The following is a 23,452-nucleotide window of genomic DNA, read 5'->3' on the forward strand; positions in this document are numbered from 1 at the left end:
ATTCAGACCTTAGTTGCGGTGCGCCGCACACTTTGTCTGTTAATTGCGATACGGTAGTTTAGCATGATGAGCAACAACAAGAGTAATGCCGCGCCGCCATTGTGCACTAGCGCAATCAGCAAAGGCCACTGCAATAGAATATTGGCTATGCCAGTTAAACCCTGCAATGCGACCAACGCCATTAAGCCATTCGCTAAAGGGCGCAACGCGTTAAATTGGCGCAAGCGTAAGCCCAGCCCAAGCAACCAGACACTAACAAGCCAGGCAAAATTGCGATGCGTCCAATGGATTGCCACCAGCGCATCTTGGGTAATAAAGTCTCCGGCTTTAGTTTGACCTAGCGCACGCCACAGTTGAAAGCCTTGCGCAAAATCCATCGGCGGCAACCAAGCACCATGGCATGTCGGAAAATCGGTACAGGCTAACACCGCGTAATTCGCGCTCACCCACCCCCCTAGGGCGATTTGTACGACAAGTAGCGCCAGCCCAATCCATACTGCCCACCGCCAACGAGTCGCCGCAGGCTCAGGGGCAACCGAAGGCGTGCAACGCATCGCCAACCAAGCCAATGCACCCAGTAACGTCAACCCCAGCAGTAAGTGGATCGTAACGATGATCGGCTGTAATTTTAGAGTGACGGTCCAAGCGCCAAACGCGCCCTGCACGCAAATTAATATAAGTAATGCAACCGGCCACCAGGGCGACACTGGTAACACTTTACGGCTACGCCACGCCACCACCACCTGCGCAATCATCAACACGCCCAGCGCCAAGGCCAGATAGCGATGCATCATTTCAATCCAAGCCTTGACCATAGTGACAGGGCCACTGGGTAATGCAGCTTGTGCCGCTTGAATCGCTTCATGTGCAATAAAGGGCGAGGCGGCACCATAACAGCCGGGCCAATCAGGGCAGCCTAGGCCCGAATCTGTGAGACGCGTAAAGCTGCCAAATAACACTAGATCAAAGGTGAGTATCGTCGTGACCCAGACCAATTGACCAAATCGATCCGCACCACTGCGCAGCCACACCCAACCCAGCGGGATGAGCGCGATGCAAATGCCAATCAAGCTAAGCTGCAAAATAAACACTGAGATGCCCTAAAAGAGTTTAGCCAATGCTCGACCATTTCAACAATTTGCTGAGGTCCTTTTTGATTTTGCCAGGGTCCGGAGCAGGGGGGAAACGCATGATGAGATTACCGCTTGGATCCACTAAATAAATATAGTCTGCGAGCTGCATCCCACCCTCAACCGGCAACCATTTGGCAAGAGCCGTAGCATTGGCACTTAAGAAACGCATCTCGGGATACGCTTGCTGCACTACAGGCGACACTGGAGCGTTATCCGTGCGCAGCCAGACGGTTGCCACACGCTCCCGCTCAATGCCCTGCGCCACCCGTACTTGCCTCATAAAATAGAGCTTCTTTACACAGTTCTCAGAGCATGTGCTCGCATCGACTGCAAGCAATAACCATTTGCCTTTTAAAGTTTGGAAGGGGATTACCTCCCCATTTTCTGCTTGCACCCCTAAACTAGGCGGAATAGGCTGCGCTGGCTCGATTAATTTACCGTAATTCACCACCCCACCAGCCGGTTTGAAAACATAATAGGAGAGGTAAGATGCAATGACGGGCGCCAAACACACCAGCACCACTAACAACAACGTTTTCCGATTCGAATTTTTGTGACTTGCATGCATATTAAATACGGCTCGCGCCTTTGTTCCTAATTTGATGGCTTTTAATTGCGGCTCTAAAATAAATGCTATTTAACCGCATTTAGCGCAGCGCGGCGGGCCGCATATAAGCCTGATAGTAATATAGCGGCAGCGATCCCCCACCATTGCAGCATGTAACCATAGTTACGCTCTACCCCAGTTAAAATGTTCGGCCAGGCACGCACCAGTTGGTCATTGATCTGGTTTGTCTGCCAGATAACGAATGGCTGCAAAGGCAACCCTGTCTCTAACTGGTACGCCGCCAGATCCAAATTCTGCCGCACCCGCAAATGCGCGGCTGAACCGCCTGCACCCAGTTCAAATGCCTGCCCCGGATCAGCGCGGGCAATGCCCTCTATGACAACGCTATCCGTCGGTGTGGAATAAGGCGCAAGCACCGTGCGATCTTGCATATTACAGGGTATCCAACCCCGATTGATTAGGACATACGTCCCCTCTTCCAGCGCTAACGGCATGAGCACATGAAAGCCAGGTCGGGCGTCGTAAGGGCGGTTATCAAGATACACCACACGCTCTGGCATAAAACGCCCACGCGCCTGTACTCGATGATACTCGGCCTCTTTGAGCGGCAACCATGACGAACCGAGCGGGATTGGCGTACTATTCTGATAGCGTATCAGTTGGGCAGCAAGCGCTTCTTTTTGGTGTGCGCGGTCGCGCTGCCAAAAACCTAAGCGTACCGCTAACGCGGCCGCAATGAGTATCGCTAATAACGGCCAGAAACGAATTTTGAGCATCGCTATTTGACCGCGCAGGAGAGAATTGTTAATGCGATAATAGCCGGGCTTACGCCGCTTTTTTGAAATTTTGCTGATTTATTTCTACCCATATGTCTGTTTTTATTGCCTTTGCTTTTCTCCTAATTGGCGCAAGCCTAGTCTGTGCCTTGTATTTTATGATGCACGACCGAGGCACAACGAAGCGAATGGTCTATTCACTCATGGCCCGCGTTGGGCTTTCAATCGGGCTTTTCTTGTTTATCTTATTTGCCTATTGGATGGGATGGATTCAAAGTACCGGCATTCCTTATAGCAATTAAAGAAAATCACGCAGCGCCTAGAATTCTCTCAGTCTTCTAAGCGCTGCGAAACCACCCAAACGACTAAAGCCAATACACCACAACGTATAAACCAAGCCAGACCACATCCACAAAATGCCAATACCAAGCTGCCCCTTCAAAAGCAAAATGATGATCTGCGCTAAAATGCCCACGCATTAGGCGCGCCAGCACGACACTCAGCATGAGTGTTCCCATCATCACATGGAAGCCATGAAAACCTGTGAGCAGGAAAAAGGTCGAGCCGTACATGCCGGAAGTCAGCTTAAGGTTAAGCTCACGGTAAGCGTGGATATACTCATAGCCTTGCATAAATAGAAACACTGCGCCAAGCAACACGGTTGCAGCCAGCCAAATCATCGCTGGTTTGCGGTGATTATCCCGTAAAGCATGGTGCGCAACAGTTAACGTAGCGCCTGAAGTCAACAGCAAAGCCGTGTTGATGGTAGGGATTGGCCACGCCGTCATGGCTTTAAAATGTGGCACTAAGTCGGCCGGCCCAACATTCGGCCAAGCCGCCATGAAATCCGGCCACAACACCCTATGATTGAGATCGCCAAGCAGCGGGCTAGCAAATGAGCGAGCATAAAATAGCGCCCCGAAGAACGCGGCAAAAAACATGACTTCGGAAAAAATGAACCAACTCATGCTCCAGCGATACGATGTATCGACGCGCTTACCGTACTTTCCCCCTTCAGATTCAGCAATTGACTCGCCAAACCAACGCCACAATACAAATAACAACCAGGCTAAACTGACAGCAAAGGCCAAAGGCCCCCAGCTTTGATCATTCAGCCAGGCCGTGAGCGAAAGCATTATGCCGAGCAAACCTAATGCCGCCAAAATGGGGTGCTGCGATGGACTCGGCACAAAATAATAAGGTTTTTGATCTTGACTACTCATCGTTGTAGTTCCATTTCAAACGTCTATTTCGCTATTTCCGTGGTTTTTGTTATAGGACAAAACGCATCCATTTAATGGATGAGTCATGCCATTATTCAACCACAGGAGGGGTTTCAAAAGTATGAAAAGGAGCTGGGCTAGGAATCGTCCATTCAAGCCCTTGAGCGCCTTCCCAAGGTTTAGCCGGAGCGGGTGCGCAGCGTTTGCCAAAATACGTCGGCAAAGCAACCCAAAACAAAAAGTACACCTGCATTAAACCAAAACCAAATGCACCAATCGTCGCGAGCTGGTTATAGTCAGTAAATTGCGCTGAGTAATCCACCACGCGCCGCGGCATTCCAGATAAGCCCAGAAAGTGCATTGGGAAGAAAGTGATATTAAACGAGATCAAAGACCCCCAAAAATGAATCCGGCCCCGGGCCTCGTTATACATATAGCCGGTCCATTTGGGCGCCCAATAATACCAACCTGCATACAGCGAAAATAGCGAGCCCGCAACCAACACATAATGGAAATGCGCAACCACATAATACGTTCCGTGTGCCGCCACATTCAGCGGCGCCATCGCCAAGATCAAGCCGGAAAAGCCGCCGATTGTAAAGACCAGCAAAAAGCCTATGGCGAATAACATTGGCGTCTCGAACGTGAGCGCGCCGCGCCACATCGTCGCAACCCAATTGAATACTTTAACCCCGGTTGGCACAGCAATCAGCATCGTTGCATACATGAAAAAAAGCTGGCCGCTCACCACCATGCCCGTGACAAACATATGATGCGCCCATACCATGAAAGACAAGATAGCAATGGATGCCGTGGCATAAACCATCGAATGATAACCAAACAAGGGCTTGCGCGAGAAAGCCGGAATCACCTGCGAGATCATGCCAAAAGCCGGCAAAATCATGATGTAAACTTCTGGATGGCCGAAGAACCAAAAAATATGTTGATATAGAACGGGGTCTCCGCCGCCCGCTGCATTAAAAAACGAGGTACCAAAATGGCGATCGAAAAGCAGCATCGTCACAGCACCGGCCAACACCGGCATGACGGCAATCAGCAAATAAGCCGTGATCAGCCAAGTCCACGCAAACATTGGCATTTTCATCAGCGTCATGCCAGGAGCGCGCATATTCAAAATGGTAACCACAATATTAATAGCGCCCATAATTGAAGAGGCGCCCATAATATGCACCGCAAAAATAGCCAAATCCATGCCAGGCCCCATTTGCACTGACAGCGGTGCATAGAGTGTCCAGCCTGCGGCCGTAGCGCCCCCTGGCACAAAAAATGATGCGGTCAAGAGCAACGCAGCTGGGGGCAACAACCAGAAACTAAAGTTATTCATGCGCGCGAATGCCATATCCGATGCCCCAATTTGCAAAGGCAACATCCAATTAGCAAACCCCACAAACGCCGGCATGATTGCGCCAAACACCATGACGATGCCGTGCATCGTAGTGAGCTGATTGAAAAATTCAGGGCGCATAATTTGCAAGCCAGGCTCAAATAGCTCCGCCCGGATCAACAGCGCCAGCACACCACCAGACAAAAACATAATGAACGAAAACAGCAAATACAAAGTACCAATATCTTTATGGTTTGTCGCGAGTAACCAGCGCCGCCATCCAGATGGACGTTCATGCGTATGATCGTGCTGCGCTACCTGGCCGTGTCCGATCGTGGTCATAAAAACTTTCCTTATTTGTTTGGTTTGACGGGACAGATTATGCGGCTGAATCTGCGGTGAGCATTTGACTCAATTTTGGCGTTTTATCTACTGCCGCGGCAGCTTTGCGAGCTGCCTGAGATTTTTCAACAGGCGCGACTTGCGCTTGGTGAGCGGCGTTGCGTAACGCTTGATCGGCGCGCGCAACGGCCACTTGGCGCGGTTGGACTAAGTCCCCCGTGCGGTTGCCCCACGCATTACGTTGGTAAGTCACAACCGCGGCAAGATCAATGTCATTTAGCGTGGTCGCCCACGGCGGCATTTGTGCTTTGCCGTGCAGCACAAGATTCAGATGACTGGCTAATGGACCATTGGTCACCGGACCGCCATCCAGTGCGGGAAATGGGCCAATGCCTTTGCCGTTGGTATTATGGCAAACAGCGCAATGGGCGGCATAAATTTGCTCCCCATGCACTTTAAGTTCGCTCATGGTCCAAGTTTTATCCAGCGCAGCGCCCATTGGCGTGTTTTTTACCCGCTCGGCCACCCATTGCGCGTAATCCGGCTCGGACAGAACTTTAACCACCACTGGCATATAGGCATGATCTTTGCCGCATAACTCAGTGCAAAAACCACGATAAGTCCCTACTTTTTCGGCTTTGAACCAAGTATCACGCACAAAACCAGGAATCGCATCCTGTTTTACGCCAAAAGCGGGCACGGACCATGAGTGCACCACATCATTTGCAGTAGTAATAATGCGAATCTTTTTATTCACCGGCACCACCAGCGGGTGGTCAACTTCCTGCAAATACGTATCGGAAATCGGCTCGCGCCCATTGATTTGATCGCGCGGCGTGGTAATCGTGGATAAGAAACCAATTCCCGCGCCTGGGCCATTAATATAGTCGTAACCCCACTTCCATTGATAGCCCGTAACTTTTACCGTGACATCGGCATTGCTGGTGTCTTTCATCGCAATCACCATCTTGGTCGCAGGCCAAGCCATTAAGATTACGATCAAAAATGGCACGACGGTCCAAATCACTTCCACCGTGGTGCTTTCATGAAAATGCGCCGGCTGATGCCCTTTAGACTTACGGTGGGCAAAGATCGAATAAAACATCACCCCAAAGACACCGACTAGGATCACTAGACAGATAATCAGCATCATCGTATGCAACCCATATAGCCCCTCAGCTATCTTGGTCACCGGCGTTTGAAAGTTATGCCCATTGACGATTGGGCCGCCAGGCATGTCATTCACCGCATGGGCCACGTCCGCTAGCAATAATCCCCTACCTGCTAGCGCCCCTATTAGGATTCGCTTAATCGTTTTCATCGGCGTTTTTATCTGAGTGCTATCTACGAATCAGGCGCAATACGCCTTTTTCATTTTAAAATCGAATCAAACGGAGCATTATAATTCCGTTTTCCTACTTTTGCTTTGCCGCTTTAGTAATTTCATCAGGACGCACAATCGCATAGCCTTCTGCAGTGGTTCTCTCAGCCGCTTTCCAGGCATGGCCATAAATAATTTCAAAGGTGAGGGGAATTGCGCCATCAGCGCGCCGCTGCGCCTCTAGCCCCCTTATCAGCGCTTGTTGCAAGCGACGGCTCGTCAGTCCTGGCGGACGTCGCCCCTCAGTGAACGGATAAGCCCCCCAGCGCCGCACATCATTTAATAAAGCTGCCGGCGAAGGATAAGTAATCGTGAGTTTTTCCATCTCCATCACAGGTATCTCAAAACCGCTCGCCGCCAGCATATCGCCAAAGTCATGCATATCCGTAAAGTCCAGCACGCGCGCATGCGGCGTTTGCGCATCTGCATGGCGCCAAGCGGCGCGCAACTCACATAATGAATCAGGCCCGAGCAAACTAAACATTAAAAGACCACCGGTTTTTAAGACACGCCGCCATTCCGGTAAAACTTGATCGGGCCGAGTATGCCAATGCAATGCCAGATTTGACCAAAATAAATCAAAAGTACTTGCGGCAAAAGGAAGGCTTGCAAAATCGGCTTGCACAGTCTGCCGCGGGCGGGGCTGAAAAAGCTTTCTTAATTTGCTGACAAAAGGAAGGTTAAAACGCCGTTTCCGATATAAAGCATCCGTTACATACCCACGCCAACCGAGCCGTGGCACGCCAGTGGCGGCCAAGGCCCGCACCAACATCTGATGAGAAACGTCCAGTCCATATATTTGCGCAGACTCAAACCGCGCTTGCAGCGCCAGCAAATCATCGCCCCCCCCGCAGCCCGCGTCTAAGATGCGCTGCGGCGTCAGTTTCACGCACTTGAGGCGCTCATGCATACGTTGCGCAACCTCGCGTGGCAAGAAATTCACCGCAGCAAAAGCATCTGCGCGCCGATCGAAAATTTGTTGTAATCGCTGAAGATTGACGGTAGGCTGAGAAGAGTCCACGGATGCAGCAAATATGACTGTGAGTAAAGTAGGAATTATCCTACATTCCGCTCCCTATACTGATTTTTTAGAGGATAAAATAATCCTTATATATCAATGAGTTGGATTTCTCGCTGAAAAATAGCAAGGAACAACAAGCCTGAAAATCAAACTTTTGGGAGTGAATAAGTGGCTCGCTAGCTGTATAACCCTCAAAGAACACAATAAATAAGTCCTTTATCGATAACTTACAATTCTGTTTTTGAAGCGGGGGGAGGAGCGAAATATAGGAGCTAATGTGTGTTTCTGCCCAAATTCTGCGGCCCCCCTATTTAAAAATGAAGCTGATCTCCTTGAACATATTATAGCGGCGCGATGTGTTCACAACTGTAATTAAACAAACATCTCTTTTTTTACAAGATTGAGGACGTGAGTAGCAACATATAGAAATTATGAGTACACTTGCCTACTGAAGGAACAAGGCTTAAAGATTCAAAAAATTAAGGTAAATTTTCCTTACATCTTGCCTATGGCGCATTCATTTTTGACGGTTACCGCATTTGCCCAGCATACATTCAAACGATGCAAGGCCTTGATGCAGCTCGCGCTACCGTGCCGTTGCGCAATCTGCGGCAGTTTGTCGCCGCACGCTATCTGCAACGGCTGTGACAGCGCTTATTGGCAAACCCATGATGACCGCTGCCCGCGTTGTGCATTGCCGTTAAACCCTCACCACACGGACCCCAATCATCCACCCTCTCGGCTCTGCGACCACTGTATTGCCACGCCGCCGGCCTTTGATGCAACGCTCACACTGGCTCACTACGCCGCCCCTATTGATCAGCTTGCACTTGCATTAAAATTTAATGCGCAACTCACCGTCGCCGCAACCTTTGCTGAACGTCTCGCGCACTTAGTAGAGCAAACCTATGCTCATGACAAACTGAGTTGGCCCAGTCTGATTATGCCCGTACCGCTTTCTGCAGCTCGGCTTGCAACGCGTGGCTATAATCAAGCCTGGGAAATTGCCCGCCCCTTGGCTCGGATGCTCCAGATTCCGGCGCAAGCTAGATGGGTTAAGCGAGTGCTTGATACGCCACCACAAACCCAGCTCAGCCAACTCCAGGAAAGACGACGCAATATGCGTGGCGCATTCATAGCCACACCACAATTAGCCAGCGTGCGCGGCCAACATATTGCATTGGTGGATGATGTCATGACTTCTGGCGCAACGCTTGCAGCCGTCGCTCGTGTCTTAAAAAACGCTGGCGCAGCACGCATTACCAATTGGGTTGCACTCCGCACGCCATAAATTTGCCACTGAGTGGGGTTAATGCGCTCGGTCAGGCTATAATCTGCGCGCTATACACCGCTGAGCCGTCTTTTTTATGTTTAACGTTGTTCTGGTCGAACCCGAAATCCCATCTAATACAGGCAATATCATTCGCTTATGCGCGAATGCTGGCGCTCAACTGCATCTGATTGAGCCGCTTGGCTTTAAGCTCAATGATGCCAAAATGCGCCGCGCTGGGCTTGATTATCATGAATTTGTTTCGCTGCGGGTGCATCGCAGTTGGGACGATTTTATCGCCCATGAGACCCCTCCCGCCACGCGCATGTTCGCCTTCACTACGCGGGGCGCAAGCCACTTACACCACCACGCTTTCGCCCAAGATGACTGGTTTATCTTCGGTCCGGAAACGCGGGGACTCAGCGCCGAGCTCCTCGCGCAATTCCAACCGGAGCAACGCGTACGGCTACCGATGAGACCTGGCAATCGAAGCCTTAATTTGTCAAATGCAGTGGCGATTACGGTCTTCGAAGGCTGGCGGCAACAAGACTTCGCAGGTGGCTTGTAAGGCATCCATACCCGCGCCAAGAAAGTTCAATCAAAGGTAGATGTGAGAATTACGCGCTAGCCAAGCTCGCTTCTACTTTGGCGGCCCTCTGTAACAGCGCCTCAGCCGCCTCGCGCGGCGCGCAGCCGGCAAATAACACCGAGCATACCGCTTGCGTTACCGGCATTTCAACCGCCTGCGCTTGTGCCAATGCCAATACCTCTGGCGCGCAACGCACGCCTTCTGCAACATGGCCCAGCGACGCTAGAATTTGAGCCAATGAGCGCCCTTGCGCCAACTGTAAGCCCACTGTGCGGTTACGAGATAAATCACCGGTTGCCGTTAGAATTAAATCGCCAAGGCCCGTCAGCCCCATAAAGGTCTCCGCCCGAGCACCTAGAGCCACGCCTAACCGCGTCATTTCAGCCAGACCACGCGTGATTAATGCAGCCCGTGCATTGAAGCCAAACGCAAGCCCATCAGCAATGCCAGCCGCAATCGCCAAGACATTTTTAACTGCTCCGCCAATTTCGACACCGGTCACATCATCCGCCGTATAGATCCGCATTGCGGCATGGTGGAACGCGCGCACTGCCGCATCACGACAAGCCGCAGATTGGCTAGCAATCGTTAATGCCACCGGCAATCCTTGCGCCACCTCACGCGCAAAGCTCGGGCCAGATAAAGCTCCGCAGCTGCGATGCTCGCCTAACTCAGCTGCCACCACTTGATGCGGCAGACAGCGTGTAGCCGCCTCAAATCCTTTACATAACCAGATGAGGCGAGCAGGAATGCAGTTAAGCTCGCGCATGGTTTTACATACCGCGCGCAGGCCAGCAACGGGGGTCGCAATAATGCATAATGCATCGTCCGCAACCGCATGCTTTAAGCCCGCCGCCAGATCCGCTTCATAACGTAAATCACTCGCCAGGCGCACGCCCGGCAAATAAACCTTATTGTGCTGTTCACGCGTTAATTGCTCAACGAGTGCCGGAGCACGCGCCCAGAGCAAAGTAGAGTGGCGGCTGGCCAGATGATGGGCCAGCGCAGTCCCCCAAGCCCCCGCGCCTAGAACCGTAATATTCATCAGATCAAGGGCCGAGAGAGGGCCTTGATCTCTTCAAAACGGCCAATATGCGTCAGTCTGAAGAGAATTTTTGCGTCATGCAATACTAAGTCGATCATGCGCGAGGTAGGGGTGGCCGCTTCAGATTATTCACGAAAGCGGAACTCGCGCCATTGCCTTCCATGGCTTTGGGGTTTTGCACTGGCGCTTCCTTTTTAGCTTGCGCCTGCTGCGCCAAGCGGTGCTCATAGAGCGACTGAAAATTAATTTCAGCGAGATGAATCGGCGGAAAACCCGCGCGCGTGACCGCATCGGCCAAATTTGCCCGCAAATAAGGGAAAACGATTGAAGGACAGGCAATATTGAGCAACGGCTCCATCTGTTCTTCTTTGATATTGCGTACCTCGAATAGACCCGCCTGTTTCGCTTCGATTAAAAGGACAACTTTATCTTTAAGTTTAGCCGTCACCACGGTCGAAACAACGCTCTCATAGATCTCCCCTGAAACTTTGTCCGCTTTGAGACTCACTTCTATCTCAATCGTCGGTGCTTGTTTTTCAAGTTCAGCTAGGATAGCGGGCGAATTAGGCTGCTCAAGCGACAAATCTTTGAGATAGAGGCGCTGAATATTAAAAACAGGCTGCGCATTTTGCTGAGTAGTTTCGTTTGCCATCATATTCCTTACAATTTTTAGTTTAACTTCAAGCGTTCTTCGACCTACACATTTCCCGCAAGTAAAGCCGTTAGTTCGCCATTACGATCAAGCGCAGCTAATTTATCATAACCACCAATATGGGTTTCGCCGATAAAAATCTGCGGCACCGTGCGTAAACCGGTACGCTGAATCATTTCATCCCGCTTAGCTGGGTCACTATCGATCGTGATTTTTTCTATATGTTCGATGCCGCGCGCCTTTAGCAAACGCTCAGCCATGTCGCAATACGGACATATCTGTTTACTATACATGAGCACTTTTTTCATGACGACCTTTATTGTGTGACGGGCATCCCAGCCTGTTGCCACGCGGTTAAACCACCTTGTAAAACAAACACTTCGGTATAGCCTGCTTGACGCAAAATAACTTGCGCTTTATGCGCGCGCCGACCCGTCTGGCAAATTAACAGGATGGGATGCGCTTTGTTTTTCGCCACCTGCATGACTTTTGCGGGCAGCGCATCGAAGGCCAAATGACGCGCTTGCGGCAAACGACCTCGACCATACTCCTCGGCGCTTCTGAGGTCGATCACCGTAGCATTACGGTGGTTAATCAATTGTGTCGCCTGTTGCGTGGATAAGTCGCGGCCGCGCCGCATCAAATTCGGCCAGAGCAACAACCCGCTCGAAATCAGAGCGGCCAACATGAACCCAAGATTGGTGTAATCAGCAAAAAATTTCACGAGAATTTCTTCAATTTTAAAAAAATGACCTTCACATTATATAAAATAAACGCTTGACGGTTACTGAATCTGGCTCGATTATTCAAAACCTTGATGTAAGCTGTCTGTTTGCGTTGGTTTCTGTACTTTCTTACGGCCCTTATTTTACATGTATAAACTTGCCCTCATCCGCCACGGCGAATCGACGTGGAATAAAGAGAATCGTTTCACAGGTTGGATGGATGTCGACCTCACTGAGCAGGGAATAAACGAAGCGCGTCAAGCTGGACAGCAGCTACGAGATGCAGGCTACACCTTCGATATTGCTTACACTTCAGTTTTAAAGCGCGCAATCCGCACGCTGTGGCATATTCAAGACGAAATGGATCTGCTCTATCTACCCGTGACTCACTCATGGCGTCTTAATGAGCGTCACTACGGCGCACTCACGGGTTTAAACAAAGCCGAGACGATCGCGCAATATGGCGCAGAACAAGTCTTGCAATGGCGGCGTAGCTATGAGACACCGCCACCGGCGCTGGCCCCTGCGGATCCACGCGCCCCCCATCATGATCCGCGTTACGCACAGGTCCCGCCGAGTGAGTTACCGCTTGCCGAATGCTTGAAAGACACGGTGGCACGGGTTTTGCCTTTGTGGAACGAATCGATTGCACCCGCCATCAAAACCGGGCAACGCATTATTCTTGCCGCGCATGGCAACTCTTTGCGAGCCCTTATCAAATATCTTGAAGGTATTTCTGATCAAGATATTGTTGGCGTCAACATTCCAAATGGCGTGCCGCTGATTTATGAACTGGATGCACAGCTCAAGCCAATCGCGCGTGGTTATCTAGGCACAGACCTGCAACCAGCAGGCCAAGCCACAGTCAGTCATGGGACGCGCAGTGTAAGCTAATTAATCCTGGCCAATTGGCATTTGGATTAAAAAATGTGCCACAATTAAACCCATTTTGATAGATCTTAGCCCTATTTTTCATGCGTAAACATTTCAAATATATCAGTCTCATTGCCCTTGGTTTGATCACGGGAGTACTGGCTACACTGCAGTTTTCCGCGGCAGCGCAAAATAATCCAATTGGACCACTGCCATTAGATCAGTTACGGCTTTTAGCTGAAGTGTTTGGGCAAGTCAAACATGACTATGTCGAGACCGTTGAGGACAAAAAGCTAATCACCGCTGCAATTAAAGGCATGGTCTCAAGCTTGGATCCGCATTCATCCTATCTTGATCAAAAAGAATATAAAGAGCTCCAAGAACAAACGCGGGGACGCTTCGCCGGCCTAGGCATCGAGATTTCTCAAGAAGACGGGCTAATCAAGATTATTTCGCCGATTGAAGATACCCCCGCATTTCGGGCTGGCATCCAACCTGGCGACCTCATCACGCGCATTGATGACAAACCCGTGCGCGGCATGACGCTTGATCAAGCAGTTAAGCTGATGCGAGGTAAAGCCGGCACCTCTGTGACGCTGACGATTTATCGCAAAAGCACCAATCGGATGTATCCGATGACCATCACCCGCGCCGAAATCCATGTCCAAAGCGTCAAGACAAAGATCGTCGAGCCCGGCTATGCGTGGGTCCGCATCACCAGTTTTCAGGAACGCACGGTCGCTGATCTTGCAACCAAACTTGAAGAACTTGTCAAAAAACAGCCCTCCAAGCAACCCCTAAAAGGTCTAGTTTTGGATTTGCGTAATAATGGCGGCGGCTTATTGCAAAGCGCGGTAGGCATCTCCAGCGCTTTCTTGCCGCCCAACGCTACGATCGTTTCAACCAATGGCCAAGAAGTTCATACCAAAGAAACTTACCGCGGCGCGTTTGAGAACTATCGTCTGCCTTCATTCAACTCCGACCCATTAAAGAATTTGCCGCCCATTTTCAAAACGCTGCCAATGGTCGTCTTAACCAATGCTTATTCGGCCTCAGCCTCTGAAATTGTCGCGGGCGCGTTACAAAGCCATCAACGCGCATTGATTATGGGCCAAGCAACATTTGGCAAAGGCTCGGTGCAAACCGTGCGCCCCCTCACGACGGATACCGCCTTACGCTTAACCACGGCCTACTATTACACGCCAAACGGCCGGTCCATTCAAAACAAAGGCATTGTGCCTGACATCCCGCTTGACCAATACGCCGAAGGCGATCCCAACGATGTCTTCGTCACACGTGAAGTGGATTATTCAAACCACCTCGCCAACGTACAGGACCCGAACGAGAAAAAAGAGCAAGAGCTCCGCGAGCAGCAACGTATCGAACAATTACGAGAGCTTGAAAAAGACAATGCGAAAAAAACGCCTGAGCAACGTGAAAAAGATCGAGAGCGCATACCGCCTACTTTTGGCAGCGCAGAAGACTTTATGTTGCAACAAGCTTTGCATCAACTAAAAGGCGAGCCGGTACAGCGATCTAAATCTAAACTCGAGCGCACCATGGCGGTCAACCAGCCTGCTCGCCCAGCAGCGACGCCAGCCAACTAATCCAGCAGCCCGCCGGGAGCGGCAATGAACGACAAGCAACTATTACGCTACTCCCGGCATATTTTTCTAGATGAGCTGGGGATTGAAGCGCAGCAGCTTTTCCTGGATGCTCACATCTTAATGATTGGCGCTGGCGGGCTTGGCGCGCCAGCAGCGCTTTACCTTGCCGCCGCAGGCATTGGTACGTTGACACTGGTTGATGCCGATACGGTTGATCTTACCAACTTACAACGGCAAATTATTTACGCCACGGAAACCGTAGGCCAAGCCAAAGTATCTGCTGCGCGCGCCGCACTATTGCGCCTTAATCCAGAAATCCGCGTCAATGCGCTAGCCGTACACGCCGATGCAGCCCTGCTTGACGAATGGGTTGCCCGCGCCAGCGTTGTGCTTGATTGCACGGATGATTTCGCGACTCGACATAGTATTAATCAAGCCTGCATTACGCATCGTAAACCGCTCGTATCGGGTGCCGCATTGCGCTTTGATGGACAAATTAGTACCTTTAATCTACGTACAGCAGATTCCCCTTGTTATGCATGCTTGTTCCCAGCAGAACCGATGCCAGAAGAAATGGGCTGCTCTAGAGCTGGGGTATTTGCACCGCTGGTCGGCATGATTGGCTCTATGCAAGCCGCGGAGGCTCTACGGCTTATCGCACACGCAGGCGCTCCTCTGAGCGGCCGGCTGTTATTGCTAGATGCGTTACACATGAATTGGCGTCTATTACACATCACTCGGCAGCCTGATTGCGCCGCATGCGGCACCGTTATTTAGGATTAAAACTGTGCCGCCCTCAAAATAAAGCTTGACATATGCAGCAAGAGCGCCAACAATCAGGGTGGCGCGTTTTTTATAAAAGAAGCGCCGAGGTGAGCTTAAGTGAGGAGGGAGCGGCGTAAGCCGTCTAGCTTTTCGAACCGCGCTCGTGGTTGAAGTAACAAGAGTAGAAGGAAAGTTGTATATGTCAATTGATCAGAACGCAGATCGCTGCCTAGGCACCGTCAAGTGGTTTAACGACGGTAAAGGCTTCGGCTTTATCACGTCTGACACAGGTGGGGAAGATCTTTTCGCCCATTTTTCAGCAATTCAATCTAATGGTTTTAAATCATTAGCTGAAGGTGATAGAGTTAGCTTTAACATCGTAGACGGACCTAAGGGAAAACAGGCTTCAAATATCCAAAAAGTATAAAGCCTGTTTAAGTAGATCCTTGCATTAAAGAGCGGCCGCATTTTAAATGCGGCCGTTTCTTTTGCACCTGACCTACTGTCCCATATTCTCAATTAAAACTCGACCAAAACCTGAGCAAGAAACTTGCGTCGCCCCTTCAAGCAAGCGCGCAAAATCATACGTGACACGCTTTTGCAGAATCGACTTTTCCATTGCTGAAATAATAATATCAGCGGCCTCAAACCAGCCAAGGTGGCGCAGCATCATCTCAGCGGAAAGAATCTCTGAGCCTGGATTCACATAGTCTTTACCCGCATATTTAGGTGCGGTGCCATGCGTAGCCTCAAACATAGCCACCGAATCGGATAAGTTCGCGCCAGGCGCAATGCCAATTCCGCCCACTTGGGCAGCCAGTGCATCCGAAACATAATCTCCATTCAGATTCAGCGTCGCAATCACATCATATTCAGCCGGGCGCAACAAAATTTGTTGTAAAAATGCATCCGCAATCACATCTTTAAGAAGGATGTCACGACCTGTTTTAGGATTTTTTAAGCTGGCCCAGGGACCACCATCAATCAACTGCGCGCCAAATTCTTTCTGCGCCAACGCATAACCCCAGTCACGAAATGCCCCTTCGGTATATTTCATGATATTGCCTTTATGCACCAATGTTACTGATTGACGATCGTTATCGATTGCATATTGGATCGCTTTACGCACCAGCCGCTCAGTCCCCTCGCGGGACACTGGCTTGATGCCAATTCCGGAGGTATGTGGAAAGCGAATTTTCGTTACACCCATTTCCTCTTGTAAAAACCGAATGACCTTTTTCGCTTGCTCAGAATCCGCAGCCCATTCAATGCCCGCATAAATATCTTCTGAATTTTCTCGAAAAATCACCATATTGGTCTTTTCTGGTTCGCGCAACGGTGAAGGCACTCCGTTAAAATAGCGCACCGGACGCAAACAAACGTACAAATCAAGCTCCTGACGTAGCGCCACATTCAGAGAACGGATACCGCCTCCGATCGGCGTCGTCAACGGCCCTTTGATCGAAACACTATATTCTTTTATGGCGGCCAATGTCTCTGTCGGCAGCCAAACATCCGCCCCATAGATTTTGGTTGATTTTTCACCTGCAAAGACTTCCATCCAATTAATCTTTCTTTTACTGCCATAAGCTTTACGAACTGCTGCATCAACCACTTCGATCATAACCGGCGTAATGTCGGCGCCAATCCCATCCCCTTCAATGTAAGGAATGATCGGTTGATCAGGAACATGAATTGAGAAATCCGCATTGACGATAATTTTGTCGCCAGATGGAACGTTGATATGTTGGTATGGCATAACTGACTCCAATAGAAGGCTCGGCTGGATAGCCGTAAGAGACCCAAGAAACTTCGTCAACTCTTATATAAGACATAAGAATTATACTCGATTATTTTCCAGTATGGGCTTGTAAGCTCAAACATGCGGAATTTTCCTGCTGCTGTCAAAAAAAGAGCGCTAAGCTCAAAGTACCCAAGAAACAGAAAAACGGCTTAATTTTCCTGTTTTGCATGCAGGCGCACTAAAGCCTACTACTTATGCGAAATTATCAAGCGGGGCCCTGACGACATCGAGGCGGGATATTTATCTGCCACTGACCGGCACAACTCGCTCCGGTTTGGGCTTGGAACCCCAATATTTAATTTTCCCTAAATTTGGGACGAATTGCTGTCAACCGAATACTTCATCACTCGTTTATATACATGACTCAAGATCGAGTCTTTGACGAGTACCCAACCTTACGAGGATAAAAATGAGCAAACTGATCACTGTTTTGGCTGCCGGCTTCTTGATGAGCTCAACTGCTTTCGCCGCTGGCGAATATTCAGCTACCGCCCCAGCAGCGGATGCTGCTACCCCGACAGCATCAACTGCTGTCGTTGCTCCTGCTACACCAACAACCAGCAAAAAAGTAACCCATGCTGGCAAACATGCTGGCAAAAAAGTAAAAAGCGAGGCAAGCACTAGCGGCACCAAGACCGAGTAAGAGAACGCTCAAATTTGGCAAACATACCATAGAGCCTCGTCCGGCGGGACCTTTGGGCGGCTCCCAAAAAGCTAAACCACTCCTAATTAACCGCCTTTAAGGCAGATCATCATTGTATGATCTGCCTTTTATTTATGCTGCTCGGTTTTTTCTTTATACTGATGCGACCATGGTTTTGTCTAAGGAGTTCTCTCGTGCACTTTTTGTCACGCCCTTTATTTCTGGCTGCGCTCACTACACTGGCGCTCGCTCTCGTAAGTATCAGCGGCCTGGCGCTGTTTCCTAGGCTCGCGCACGCTCAGCTCAGCGCACTCAAACAGCACGGTAAACTCCCCATCACAACACTCACAATCGGCTTATATTCGGTGCAGGCTGAGGTTGCGAGTCGAGAGGCTGACCGCCAACAAGGTTTAATGCATCGCACAAGCCTTGGGCCTAATGATGGGATGCTCTTTATCTTTGATGAAAACGCGCAGCATTGCTTCTGGATGAAAAATACCCCGCTCGCTCTCTCGATTGCCTTTATTAATGAGTCTGGCATCATCACGGATATTACTGAAATGAAGCCAGAAACCACACAAAACCACTGCCCGCAACACGCTGGCCGCTATGCCCTTGAGATGAATCAGGGATGGTTTGCCGCAAAAGGAATCAAGCCTGGCATGGCTATGGGTGGCTTGCCATTATGGCAAGAAACTTCTCGCTAAGGCTTAACGCCCGCATCCGCTTCTTGCCAGTCAGATAGAGCCCAATTAAGCCGCGAAGTTGTTCGCCGCAAAATTCCAATTCACGATTTGCCAAAATGCATCTATAAATTTTGGCCGCGCATTGCGATAGTCGATGTAATAGGCATGCTCCCAAACATCCAGTGTCAACAGCGGCTTTGCGCCTGTTGTCAACGGTGTCACGGCATTACTCGTGGAGACGATATCGAGCGCACCATCCGCCTTTTTAACCAGCCAGGCCCAACCAGAACCAAAAGTGCCGATTGCAACCTTGGTGAAAGCTTCTTTAAATTGCGCATAGCTACCCCATTGGCGATCAATCGCTTCAGCCAGCGCCCCTGCTGGCTGCCCGCCTCCTTGTGGCGATAAACTGTGCCAGAAAAACGTATGATTCCAGATTTGCGCAGCATTATTAAAAATCGGGCCAGAAGACTTTTTGATAATCTCTTCAAGCGACAGGTTTTCAAATTCTGTGCCCTTAATCAAGTTATTGAGGTTCGTAACATAAGTTTGATGGTGCTTGCCATAGTGAAATTCAAGCGTTTCTTCTGACATATGCGGTACCAGGGCATTTCTTGCATAGGGCAGAGCAGGAAGAGTGTGTTCCATGTGTAAATTCCTTTTTTTGTATCAAGTACTGACTCAGCAGGATTAAGTCAATTTGAAGGCTGAGCCATTCATTTTAGGCGACTTGGCATACGCTAGCAATGGCCGCCATCGAGCCATGCGGATTATCAGAACTCCGTCTGTGAGCGCACCTGCACCTGAGCCAGCTCGACCTCCGCGCTCCCCTGCGCCAAATGAACCACAATTCGAGGCGTTACCGCTAACACAGCCGGTGAGCGTAGCGCTTGCTGATTGACGGGGTTCAATACCGCCGCATAACCCCGCTCAAGCGTGCGCTGCGGGCTTAACAGATCAAGCTTGGCTGCCGCTTCACGTAGCGTTGCACCGCGGCGTTCATATAACCGTGTAAATACCGTAGTTAGGCTTGTAGCGTGTTGCTGTAATTGAATTTTCTGTCGCATTAAGCGCTCGGCGGGGCTTAATAAGCCGCGTGCCAACCCGTCTAGCTGCTGTGCATGACGCTCCATTAAACGCGTACACGCTCGTCTAAGTTGTTGCTGAGATTGCTCAAGCGCGCGCACCAACATTTCATAAGCCGGACTCACTAACTCAGCCGCCCCAGTTGGCGTCGGCGCGCGTAAATCCGCTACAAAATCGACCATCGTGAAATCCGTTTCATGCCCCACTCCGCTGACCACCGGCAAGTGGCTAGCCGCTACCGCGCGCGCTAATTTTTCTTCATTAAAGGCCCACAGATCTTCCAACGAACCGCCACCGCGGCAAATGATCAGAAGCTCAACCTCAGCGCGCCGATTCGCGCATTCGATCATTTCCGCCAGCTTGCCCGCTGCCTCGACACCCTGCACGGGTGCTGGATATACAACCACGGAGAGATGGGGTGCGCGGCGCCTGAGCGTGGTTAAAACATCTTGCAACGCCACCGCTTGCAGCGAGGTCACGATACCGACAACACGCGGGTAAGCCGGCAATGCACGTTTTCTTGCTGGCGCAAATAACCCTTCGCTTTCGAGCTTTTGCTTAAGCCGCAAAAAAGCTTCATACAGCTGCCCTTGTCCCGTACGGCGAATATATTCAAGCTTTAATTGAACTTCACCTCTTGGCTCATAGATTGTGACCACCGCGCGCACGTCAATTCGATCGCCATTCGCCGGCACAAACTGCATGGCCTGCGCGCGCGTGCGAAACATCACACAACGTATCTGGGCAGTGCTATCTTTCAAAGAGAAATACCAATGACCGCTTGCGGCGCAAGTAAAGTTCGATACCTCACCGGCAACCCAGATGAGCGGGAAAGTCCGCTCAAGGGTTGTACTGATCGCGTAATTTAAAGCTGACACTGAAACAACCGTCTCGCTGTTACTCGCTATGGGCCAATTAGCTTTTATTTCCATTTACCTTACATTCGCTTAAAACTATTTTGTTGCAAATTTTATCTAATTGCCCGTAAAAAATGTTCTTTTAGGACATAATCAAGCGCTATCTTAATCCGCCCACAGCAATTAAAGTACTTCAGTCTCAAATATGTTCAAACCCTGGAAGTTGCATCTCGAACATTTTTTATCGCGTGAATGGCAACGTCGGGGCGTATTTGCGTGGGGCCTGCTACCTTTCTCTCTGGTGTTCGGCCTAGTCACAGCATTGCGCTATGCCAGTTTTGCTTTTGGCTTGCGCCGAGTTGAGTCTGTTTCAGTGCCCGTTATTATCGTTGGCAATGTGACTGTCGGCGGTACCGGCAAAACACCGACTGTCATTGCTTTGATCGAAGGATTGCGCCAGGCAGGATTTTGTCCTGGCGTTATTTCAAGAGGCTATGGCGCGCAGATTAAAGCGCCCCGCGCAGTCACTGCGCAATCCGCCGCCACTGCAGTTGGCGATGAACCCCTTTTAATTGCACAGCGCACCGGTGCGCCGGTTTGGGTTTGCCCCAATAGGGTCGCCGCGGCGCGCGCGCTCTGCGCACAGCACCCAGACGTAGATCTTATTATCAGTGATGATGGTTTACAACACTATCGGCTAGCGCGCGCAGTCGAATTGGTGGTTTTCGATGATCGGCTTGGCGGGAATGGGTTACTCCTGCCCGCGGGTCCATTGCGTGAACCGCTCTGGCGTCGACGCGACGCAACTTTGATTAACTGCCCGGCCCCTTATACGCTACCAAATTGGCCAAATACTTTTGCCTTAAAGCTAACCGCCAGCACCGCTTGGCATTTAGAGCATCCTGCGGTGCGCCGTCCATTAAGCCAATTTATTGGCAAACGCATCCTGGCTGCTGCGGGCATCGGCGCGCCTGAACGTTTCTTTTCAACTTTGCGCGCACAAGGTCTAACTTTAATGGCGACACGTGCGCTACCTGATCATTTCGCGTATGCAACCCATCCGTTTATCGATACCTGCGCTGAAATCATTCTAATTACCGAAAAGGATGCAGTAAAATGTCAGGATTGGCGTGATGCTCGACTCTGGGTTGTACCCGCTGAGACTACGCTTGATGCGCACCTACTGACCCTTATTACAGAGAAAGTCCGTGGACACTCGCTTACTTGAAATTTTGGTGTGCCCTTTGTGCAAAGGCGCATTGACTCATGATCGCACTGCAGATGAATTAATTTGCCAGGTCGATAAGCTCGCTTATCCAATTCAAGACGGCATTCCCGTGCTGTTGGTTGAGCGCGCGCGCCAAACCGTCGCAGGCAAATTGCTGGAGCCGGCCGACGGCAAACCAGAATAAATTAACCCACTCTTGCAAATGTGTGATCATCCTGCTTCTAGCGCACTTAATGCGCCCGCCCCTCCGCCTTTTATCGCTGTGATCCCAGCCCGCCTGGCTTCATCTCGCTTGCCAGGCAAAACGTTGTTGGAGATTGATGGACAACCTATGGTGGTGCATGTGGCACAGCGCGCACGCGCAGCCGGGGCGCAGCACGTCATTATCGCAACCGATGCGCAAGCCATTATGGACGCTGCACATCAATATGGCTTTGCGGCCGTACTCACGCGCCAAACGCATCTATCTGGCACGGATCGGCTCGCTGAAGTGGTTGAGCAGTTTGGTTGGAGTGACGATACAATCGTGGTCAATGCGCAAGGCGACGAGCCGCTATTAGAGCCTAAATTGATCCAAAGCGTCGTCGCCCATCTAGCCCAGCAAAAAGCGTGCGCAATCGCCACCGCAGCATATCCAATCACGGCAGCCGCCGAGATCTTTGACCCGAATGTGGTAAAAACGGTACTCGATAAAAATGGCCACGCCCTGTATTTCTCGCGCGCGCCGATTCCATGGGCGCGCGATGCGTACCCGCCCTGGCCTAATCTGCCAACCCTGCCCGCCCCACCCTGCACCGTATATCGACATATCGGTTTATATGCATACCGCGCCGCCTTTTTGCGCCGCTTTCCAGATTTAGCTGCGGCGCCGCTTGAGGAAACCGAGGCCCTGGAACAGTTACGCGCACTTTGGCATGGTGAACGTATCGCGGTACTGATTACCAAACAAATCCCCGTAGCAGGCGTCGATGTGCCGGCCGATCTGGCACGCGTACGCCAGCACTTTGAAGCGCTGGCCCAAGGCCGGCGCTCGGAAAAAACATAAACCAAGCAACCATGGCATAATCAGTCATATTTAAAATGTTGCTTAGTGCGATAAATCACCCTATTCGGAGAATCACATCATGCGTTTGATCCTGCTCGGCCCCCCTGGCGCAGGCAAGGGTACCCAGGCAAACTTTATCCGAGAAAAATTTGGCATCCCGCAAATTTCGACCGGCGATATGCTGCGTTCCGCAATCAATACGGGAGCTCCGCTCGGTCTCAAAGCGCGCACCTTCATGGACGCTGGGGAGCTGGTGCCAGATGAATTAATTATTAGTTTGGTCAAAGAGCGCTTACAGCAGCCCGACTGCGCAAACGGCTATCTGTTTGACGGTTTTCCACGCACCTTGCCCCAAGCGGATGCACTGCGGCAGGCTGGCGTGGCGCTTGACTATGTGATAGAAATTGATGTCCCGTTTGATGAAGTGATCTTGCGCATCAGCGGCCGGCGGGTACATCCCGCTTCAGGCCGGAGCTACCATATCCAATTTCACCCGCCCAAAGTCAAAGACCGAGACGATATGACTGGCGAGGCGCTGATTCAGCGCAAAGATGACGAAGAAGAAACCGTACGCAAACGACTTGCTGTCTATCAAGAGCAAACCAAGCCGTTAGTTGATTACTACGCAAATTGGGCAAACCAAGGCAGCGCAGACGGCAACCGCGATACGACTACGCCCGCCCGCTATCGGCGCATTAGCGGACAGGGGAGCGTCGACGAAATTCGCCAGCGCATCTTTGATGCTCTGCAATAAGTACTAGAACCACCGCTCCCATGCAGACGCGGCA

26 protein-coding genes and 1 pseudogene are annotated in these 23,452 nt (G+C 50.8%); 13 read left to right on the top strand and 14 right to left on the bottom strand.

Going from position 1 to position 23,452, the window contains the following annotated elements:
• Positions 1–2 precede the first annotated feature (2 nt).
• The 3 genes from MPB2EB_RS07590 to MPB2EB_RS07600 form a co-directional block, all read right to left on the bottom strand.
• Positions 3–1,091 (bottom strand): heme A synthase, encoded by a 1,089-nt coding sequence (locus MPB2EB_RS07590; protein ID WP_185181722.1) that lies wholly within the window; start codon positions 1,089–1,091, stop codon positions 3–5.
• 19 nt (positions 1,092–1,110) lie between these two features.
• Positions 1,111–1,701, bottom strand: coding sequence for a cytochrome C oxidase subunit I (locus MPB2EB_RS07595; protein WP_185181723.1), 591 nt, complete (start codon positions 1,699–1,701; stop codon positions 1,111–1,113).
• Between the two features lie 65 nt (positions 1,702–1,766).
• Entirely contained in the window at positions 1,767–2,477 is a 711-nt protein-coding gene (locus MPB2EB_RS07600; RefSeq protein ID WP_185181724.1) for an SURF1 family protein, read from the bottom strand.
• 92 nt (positions 2,478–2,569) lie between these two features.
• Here MPB2EB_RS07600 and MPB2EB_RS07605 point away from each other — a divergent pair, with 92 nt between their 5' ends.
• Positions 2,570–2,779 (top strand): twin transmembrane helix small protein, encoded by a 210-nt coding sequence (locus MPB2EB_RS07605; RefSeq protein ID WP_185181725.1) that lies wholly within the window; start codon positions 2,570–2,572, stop codon positions 2,777–2,779.
• Between the two features lie 63 nt (positions 2,780–2,842).
• Here the strand turns inward: MPB2EB_RS07605 and MPB2EB_RS07610 are convergent, their stop codons facing one another.
• The 4 genes and pseudogenes from MPB2EB_RS07610 to MPB2EB_RS07625 all read right to left on the bottom strand — a co-directional run bounded on the left by MPB2EB_RS07610 (position 2,843) and on the right by MPB2EB_RS07625 (position 7,804).
• On the bottom strand, positions 2,843–3,700 hold the full coding sequence (locus tag MPB2EB_RS07610; protein WP_185181726.1) for a cytochrome c oxidase subunit 3: 858 nt from the start codon (positions 3,698–3,700) through the stop codon (positions 2,843–2,845).
• A 91-nt stretch (positions 3,701–3,791) separates the two neighbouring features.
• Positions 3,792–5,387 carry a cytochrome c oxidase subunit I gene (ctaD, locus tag MPB2EB_RS07615; protein WP_185181727.1) on the bottom strand — a complete coding sequence of 532 codons (1,596 nt, stop codon included), beginning with the start codon at positions 5,385–5,387 and terminating at the stop codon, positions 3,792–3,794.
• 91 nt (positions 5,388–5,478) lie between these two features.
• Positions 5,479–6,708 (bottom strand): annotated as a pseudogene (coxB, locus tag MPB2EB_RS07620) (cytochrome c oxidase subunit II); the annotation flags it as partial.
• A gap of 94 nt (positions 6,709–6,802) precedes the next feature.
• A complete protein-coding gene (locus tag MPB2EB_RS07625; protein ID WP_185182705.1) occupies positions 6,803–7,804 on the bottom strand; it encodes a methyltransferase domain-containing protein in 1,002 nt (333 codons plus the stop codon).
• Between the two features lie 493 nt (positions 7,805–8,297).
• Here MPB2EB_RS07625 and MPB2EB_RS07630 point away from each other — a divergent pair, with 493 nt between their 5' ends.
• Both MPB2EB_RS07630 and trmL read left to right on the top strand, forming a co-directional pair.
• Complete coding sequence (locus MPB2EB_RS07630) at positions 8,298–9,080, top strand: ComF family protein (protein ID WP_232534432.1); 783 nt, start codon at positions 8,298–8,300, stop codon at positions 9,078–9,080.
• A gap of 76 nt (positions 9,081–9,156) precedes the next feature.
• Entirely contained in the window at positions 9,157–9,627 is a 471-nt protein-coding gene (gene trmL / locus MPB2EB_RS07635) for a tRNA (uridine(34)/cytosine(34)/5-carboxymethylaminomethyluridine(34)-2'-O)-methyltransferase TrmL (RefSeq protein WP_185181729.1), read from the top strand.
• A gap of 49 nt (positions 9,628–9,676) precedes the next feature.
• On the opposite strand, the gene MPB2EB_RS07640 is transcribed toward trmL, so the two are convergent.
• The 4 genes from MPB2EB_RS07640 to MPB2EB_RS07655 all read right to left on the bottom strand — a co-directional run bounded on the left by MPB2EB_RS07640 (position 9,677) and on the right by MPB2EB_RS07655 (position 12,069).
• Complete coding sequence (locus tag MPB2EB_RS07640; protein ID WP_185181730.1) at positions 9,677–10,693, bottom strand: NAD(P)H-dependent glycerol-3-phosphate dehydrogenase; 1,017 nt, start codon at positions 10,691–10,693, stop codon at positions 9,677–9,679.
• A gap of 94 nt (positions 10,694–10,787) precedes the next feature.
• Positions 10,788–11,345 (bottom strand): protein-export chaperone SecB, encoded by a 558-nt coding sequence (gene secB, locus MPB2EB_RS07645; RefSeq protein ID WP_185182707.1) that lies wholly within the window; start codon positions 11,343–11,345, stop codon positions 10,788–10,790.
• Positions 11,346–11,389: 44 nt separating this feature from the next.
• Entirely contained in the window at positions 11,390–11,653 is a 264-nt protein-coding gene (grxC, locus tag MPB2EB_RS07650) for a glutaredoxin 3 (RefSeq protein WP_185181731.1), read from the bottom strand.
• An 8-nt stretch (positions 11,654–11,661) separates the two neighbouring features.
• Positions 11,662–12,069 carry a rhodanese-like domain-containing protein gene (locus MPB2EB_RS07655; protein WP_185181732.1) on the bottom strand — a complete coding sequence of 136 codons (408 nt, stop codon included), beginning with the start codon at positions 12,067–12,069 and terminating at the stop codon, positions 11,662–11,664.
• Between the two features lie 148 nt (positions 12,070–12,217).
• On the opposite strand from MPB2EB_RS07655, the gene gpmA reads away from it, so the two are divergent.
• The 4 genes from gpmA to MPB2EB_RS07675 all read left to right on the top strand — a co-directional run bounded on the left by gpmA (position 12,218) and on the right by MPB2EB_RS07675 (position 15,742).
• Positions 12,218–12,964, top strand: coding sequence for a 2,3-diphosphoglycerate-dependent phosphoglycerate mutase (gpmA, locus tag MPB2EB_RS07660; RefSeq protein ID WP_185181733.1), 747 nt, complete (start codon positions 12,218–12,220; stop codon positions 12,962–12,964).
• Positions 12,965–13,044: 80 nt separating this feature from the next.
• A complete protein-coding gene (locus tag MPB2EB_RS07665; RefSeq protein ID WP_185181734.1) occupies positions 13,045–14,550 on the top strand; it encodes a S41 family peptidase in 1,506 nt (501 codons plus the stop codon).
• 24 nt (positions 14,551–14,574) lie between these two features.
• On the top strand, positions 14,575–15,327 hold the full coding sequence (locus tag MPB2EB_RS07670) for a HesA/MoeB/ThiF family protein (protein WP_185181735.1): 753 nt from the start codon (positions 14,575–14,577) through the stop codon (positions 15,325–15,327).
• 187 nt (positions 15,328–15,514) lie between these two features.
• The gene (locus MPB2EB_RS07675; protein WP_185181736.1) at positions 15,515–15,742 is read left to right on the top strand and encodes a cold-shock protein; all 228 of its coding nucleotides are present in this window, start codon (positions 15,515–15,517) and stop codon (positions 15,740–15,742) included.
• Positions 15,743–15,814: 72 nt separating this feature from the next.
• On the opposite strand, the gene icd is transcribed toward MPB2EB_RS07675, so the two are convergent.
• Positions 15,815–17,074, bottom strand: a complete 1,260-nt coding sequence (gene icd, locus MPB2EB_RS07680) for an NADP-dependent isocitrate dehydrogenase (protein WP_185181737.1) — start codon at positions 17,072–17,074, stop codon at positions 15,815–15,817.
• A gap of 454 nt (positions 17,075–17,528) precedes the next feature.
• On the opposite strand from icd, the gene MPB2EB_RS07685 reads away from it, so the two are divergent.
• On the top strand, positions 17,529–17,762 hold the full coding sequence (locus MPB2EB_RS07685) for a hypothetical protein (protein WP_185181738.1): 234 nt from the start codon (positions 17,529–17,531) through the stop codon (positions 17,760–17,762).
• Positions 17,763–17,956: 194 nt separating this feature from the next.
• Positions 17,957–18,469 carry a DUF192 domain-containing protein gene (locus MPB2EB_RS07690; RefSeq protein ID WP_232534433.1) on the top strand — a complete coding sequence of 171 codons (513 nt, stop codon included), beginning with the start codon at positions 17,957–17,959 and terminating at the stop codon, positions 18,467–18,469.
• 45 nt (positions 18,470–18,514) lie between these two features.
• Here the strand turns inward: MPB2EB_RS07690 and MPB2EB_RS07695 are convergent, their stop codons facing one another.
• Entirely contained in the window at positions 18,515–19,096 is a 582-nt protein-coding gene (locus tag MPB2EB_RS07695) for a superoxide dismutase (RefSeq protein ID WP_185181740.1), read from the bottom strand.
• A gap of 125 nt (positions 19,097–19,221) precedes the next feature.
• Positions 19,222–20,466 (bottom strand): exodeoxyribonuclease VII large subunit, encoded by a 1,245-nt coding sequence (gene xseA / locus MPB2EB_RS07700; RefSeq protein WP_185181741.1) that lies wholly within the window; start codon positions 20,464–20,466, stop codon positions 19,222–19,224.
• A gap of 130 nt (positions 20,467–20,596) precedes the next feature.
• Between xseA and lpxK the strand changes: the two genes are divergently transcribed.
• From lpxK to adk, 4 genes are all read left to right on the top strand, one after another.
• Positions 20,597–21,619, top strand: a complete 1,023-nt coding sequence (lpxK, locus tag MPB2EB_RS07705; RefSeq protein ID WP_185181742.1) for a tetraacyldisaccharide 4'-kinase — start codon at positions 20,597–20,599, stop codon at positions 21,617–21,619.
• A complete protein-coding gene (locus MPB2EB_RS07710) occupies positions 21,600–21,803 on the top strand; it encodes a Trm112 family protein (protein WP_185181743.1) in 204 nt (67 codons plus the stop codon). Before lpxK ends, MPB2EB_RS07710 begins: the two co-directional genes overlap by 20 nt.
• Positions 21,804–21,821: 18 nt before the next feature.
• Positions 21,822–22,664, top strand: a complete 843-nt coding sequence (gene kdsB, locus MPB2EB_RS07715; protein WP_185181744.1) for a 3-deoxy-manno-octulosonate cytidylyltransferase — start codon at positions 21,822–21,824, stop codon at positions 22,662–22,664.
• Between the two features lie 79 nt (positions 22,665–22,743).
• Positions 22,744–23,418: an adenylate kinase gene (gene adk / locus MPB2EB_RS07720; RefSeq protein WP_185181745.1), complete on the top strand. Its 675-nt coding sequence runs from the start codon at positions 22,744–22,746 to the stop codon at positions 23,416–23,418.
• Positions 23,419–23,452: the final 34 nt, after the last annotated feature.

It is taken from the genome of Mycoavidus sp. B2-EB (genome assembly GCF_014218255.1).
Taxonomy (GTDB): Bacteria; Pseudomonadota; Gammaproteobacteria; order Burkholderiales; family Burkholderiaceae; genus Mycoavidus.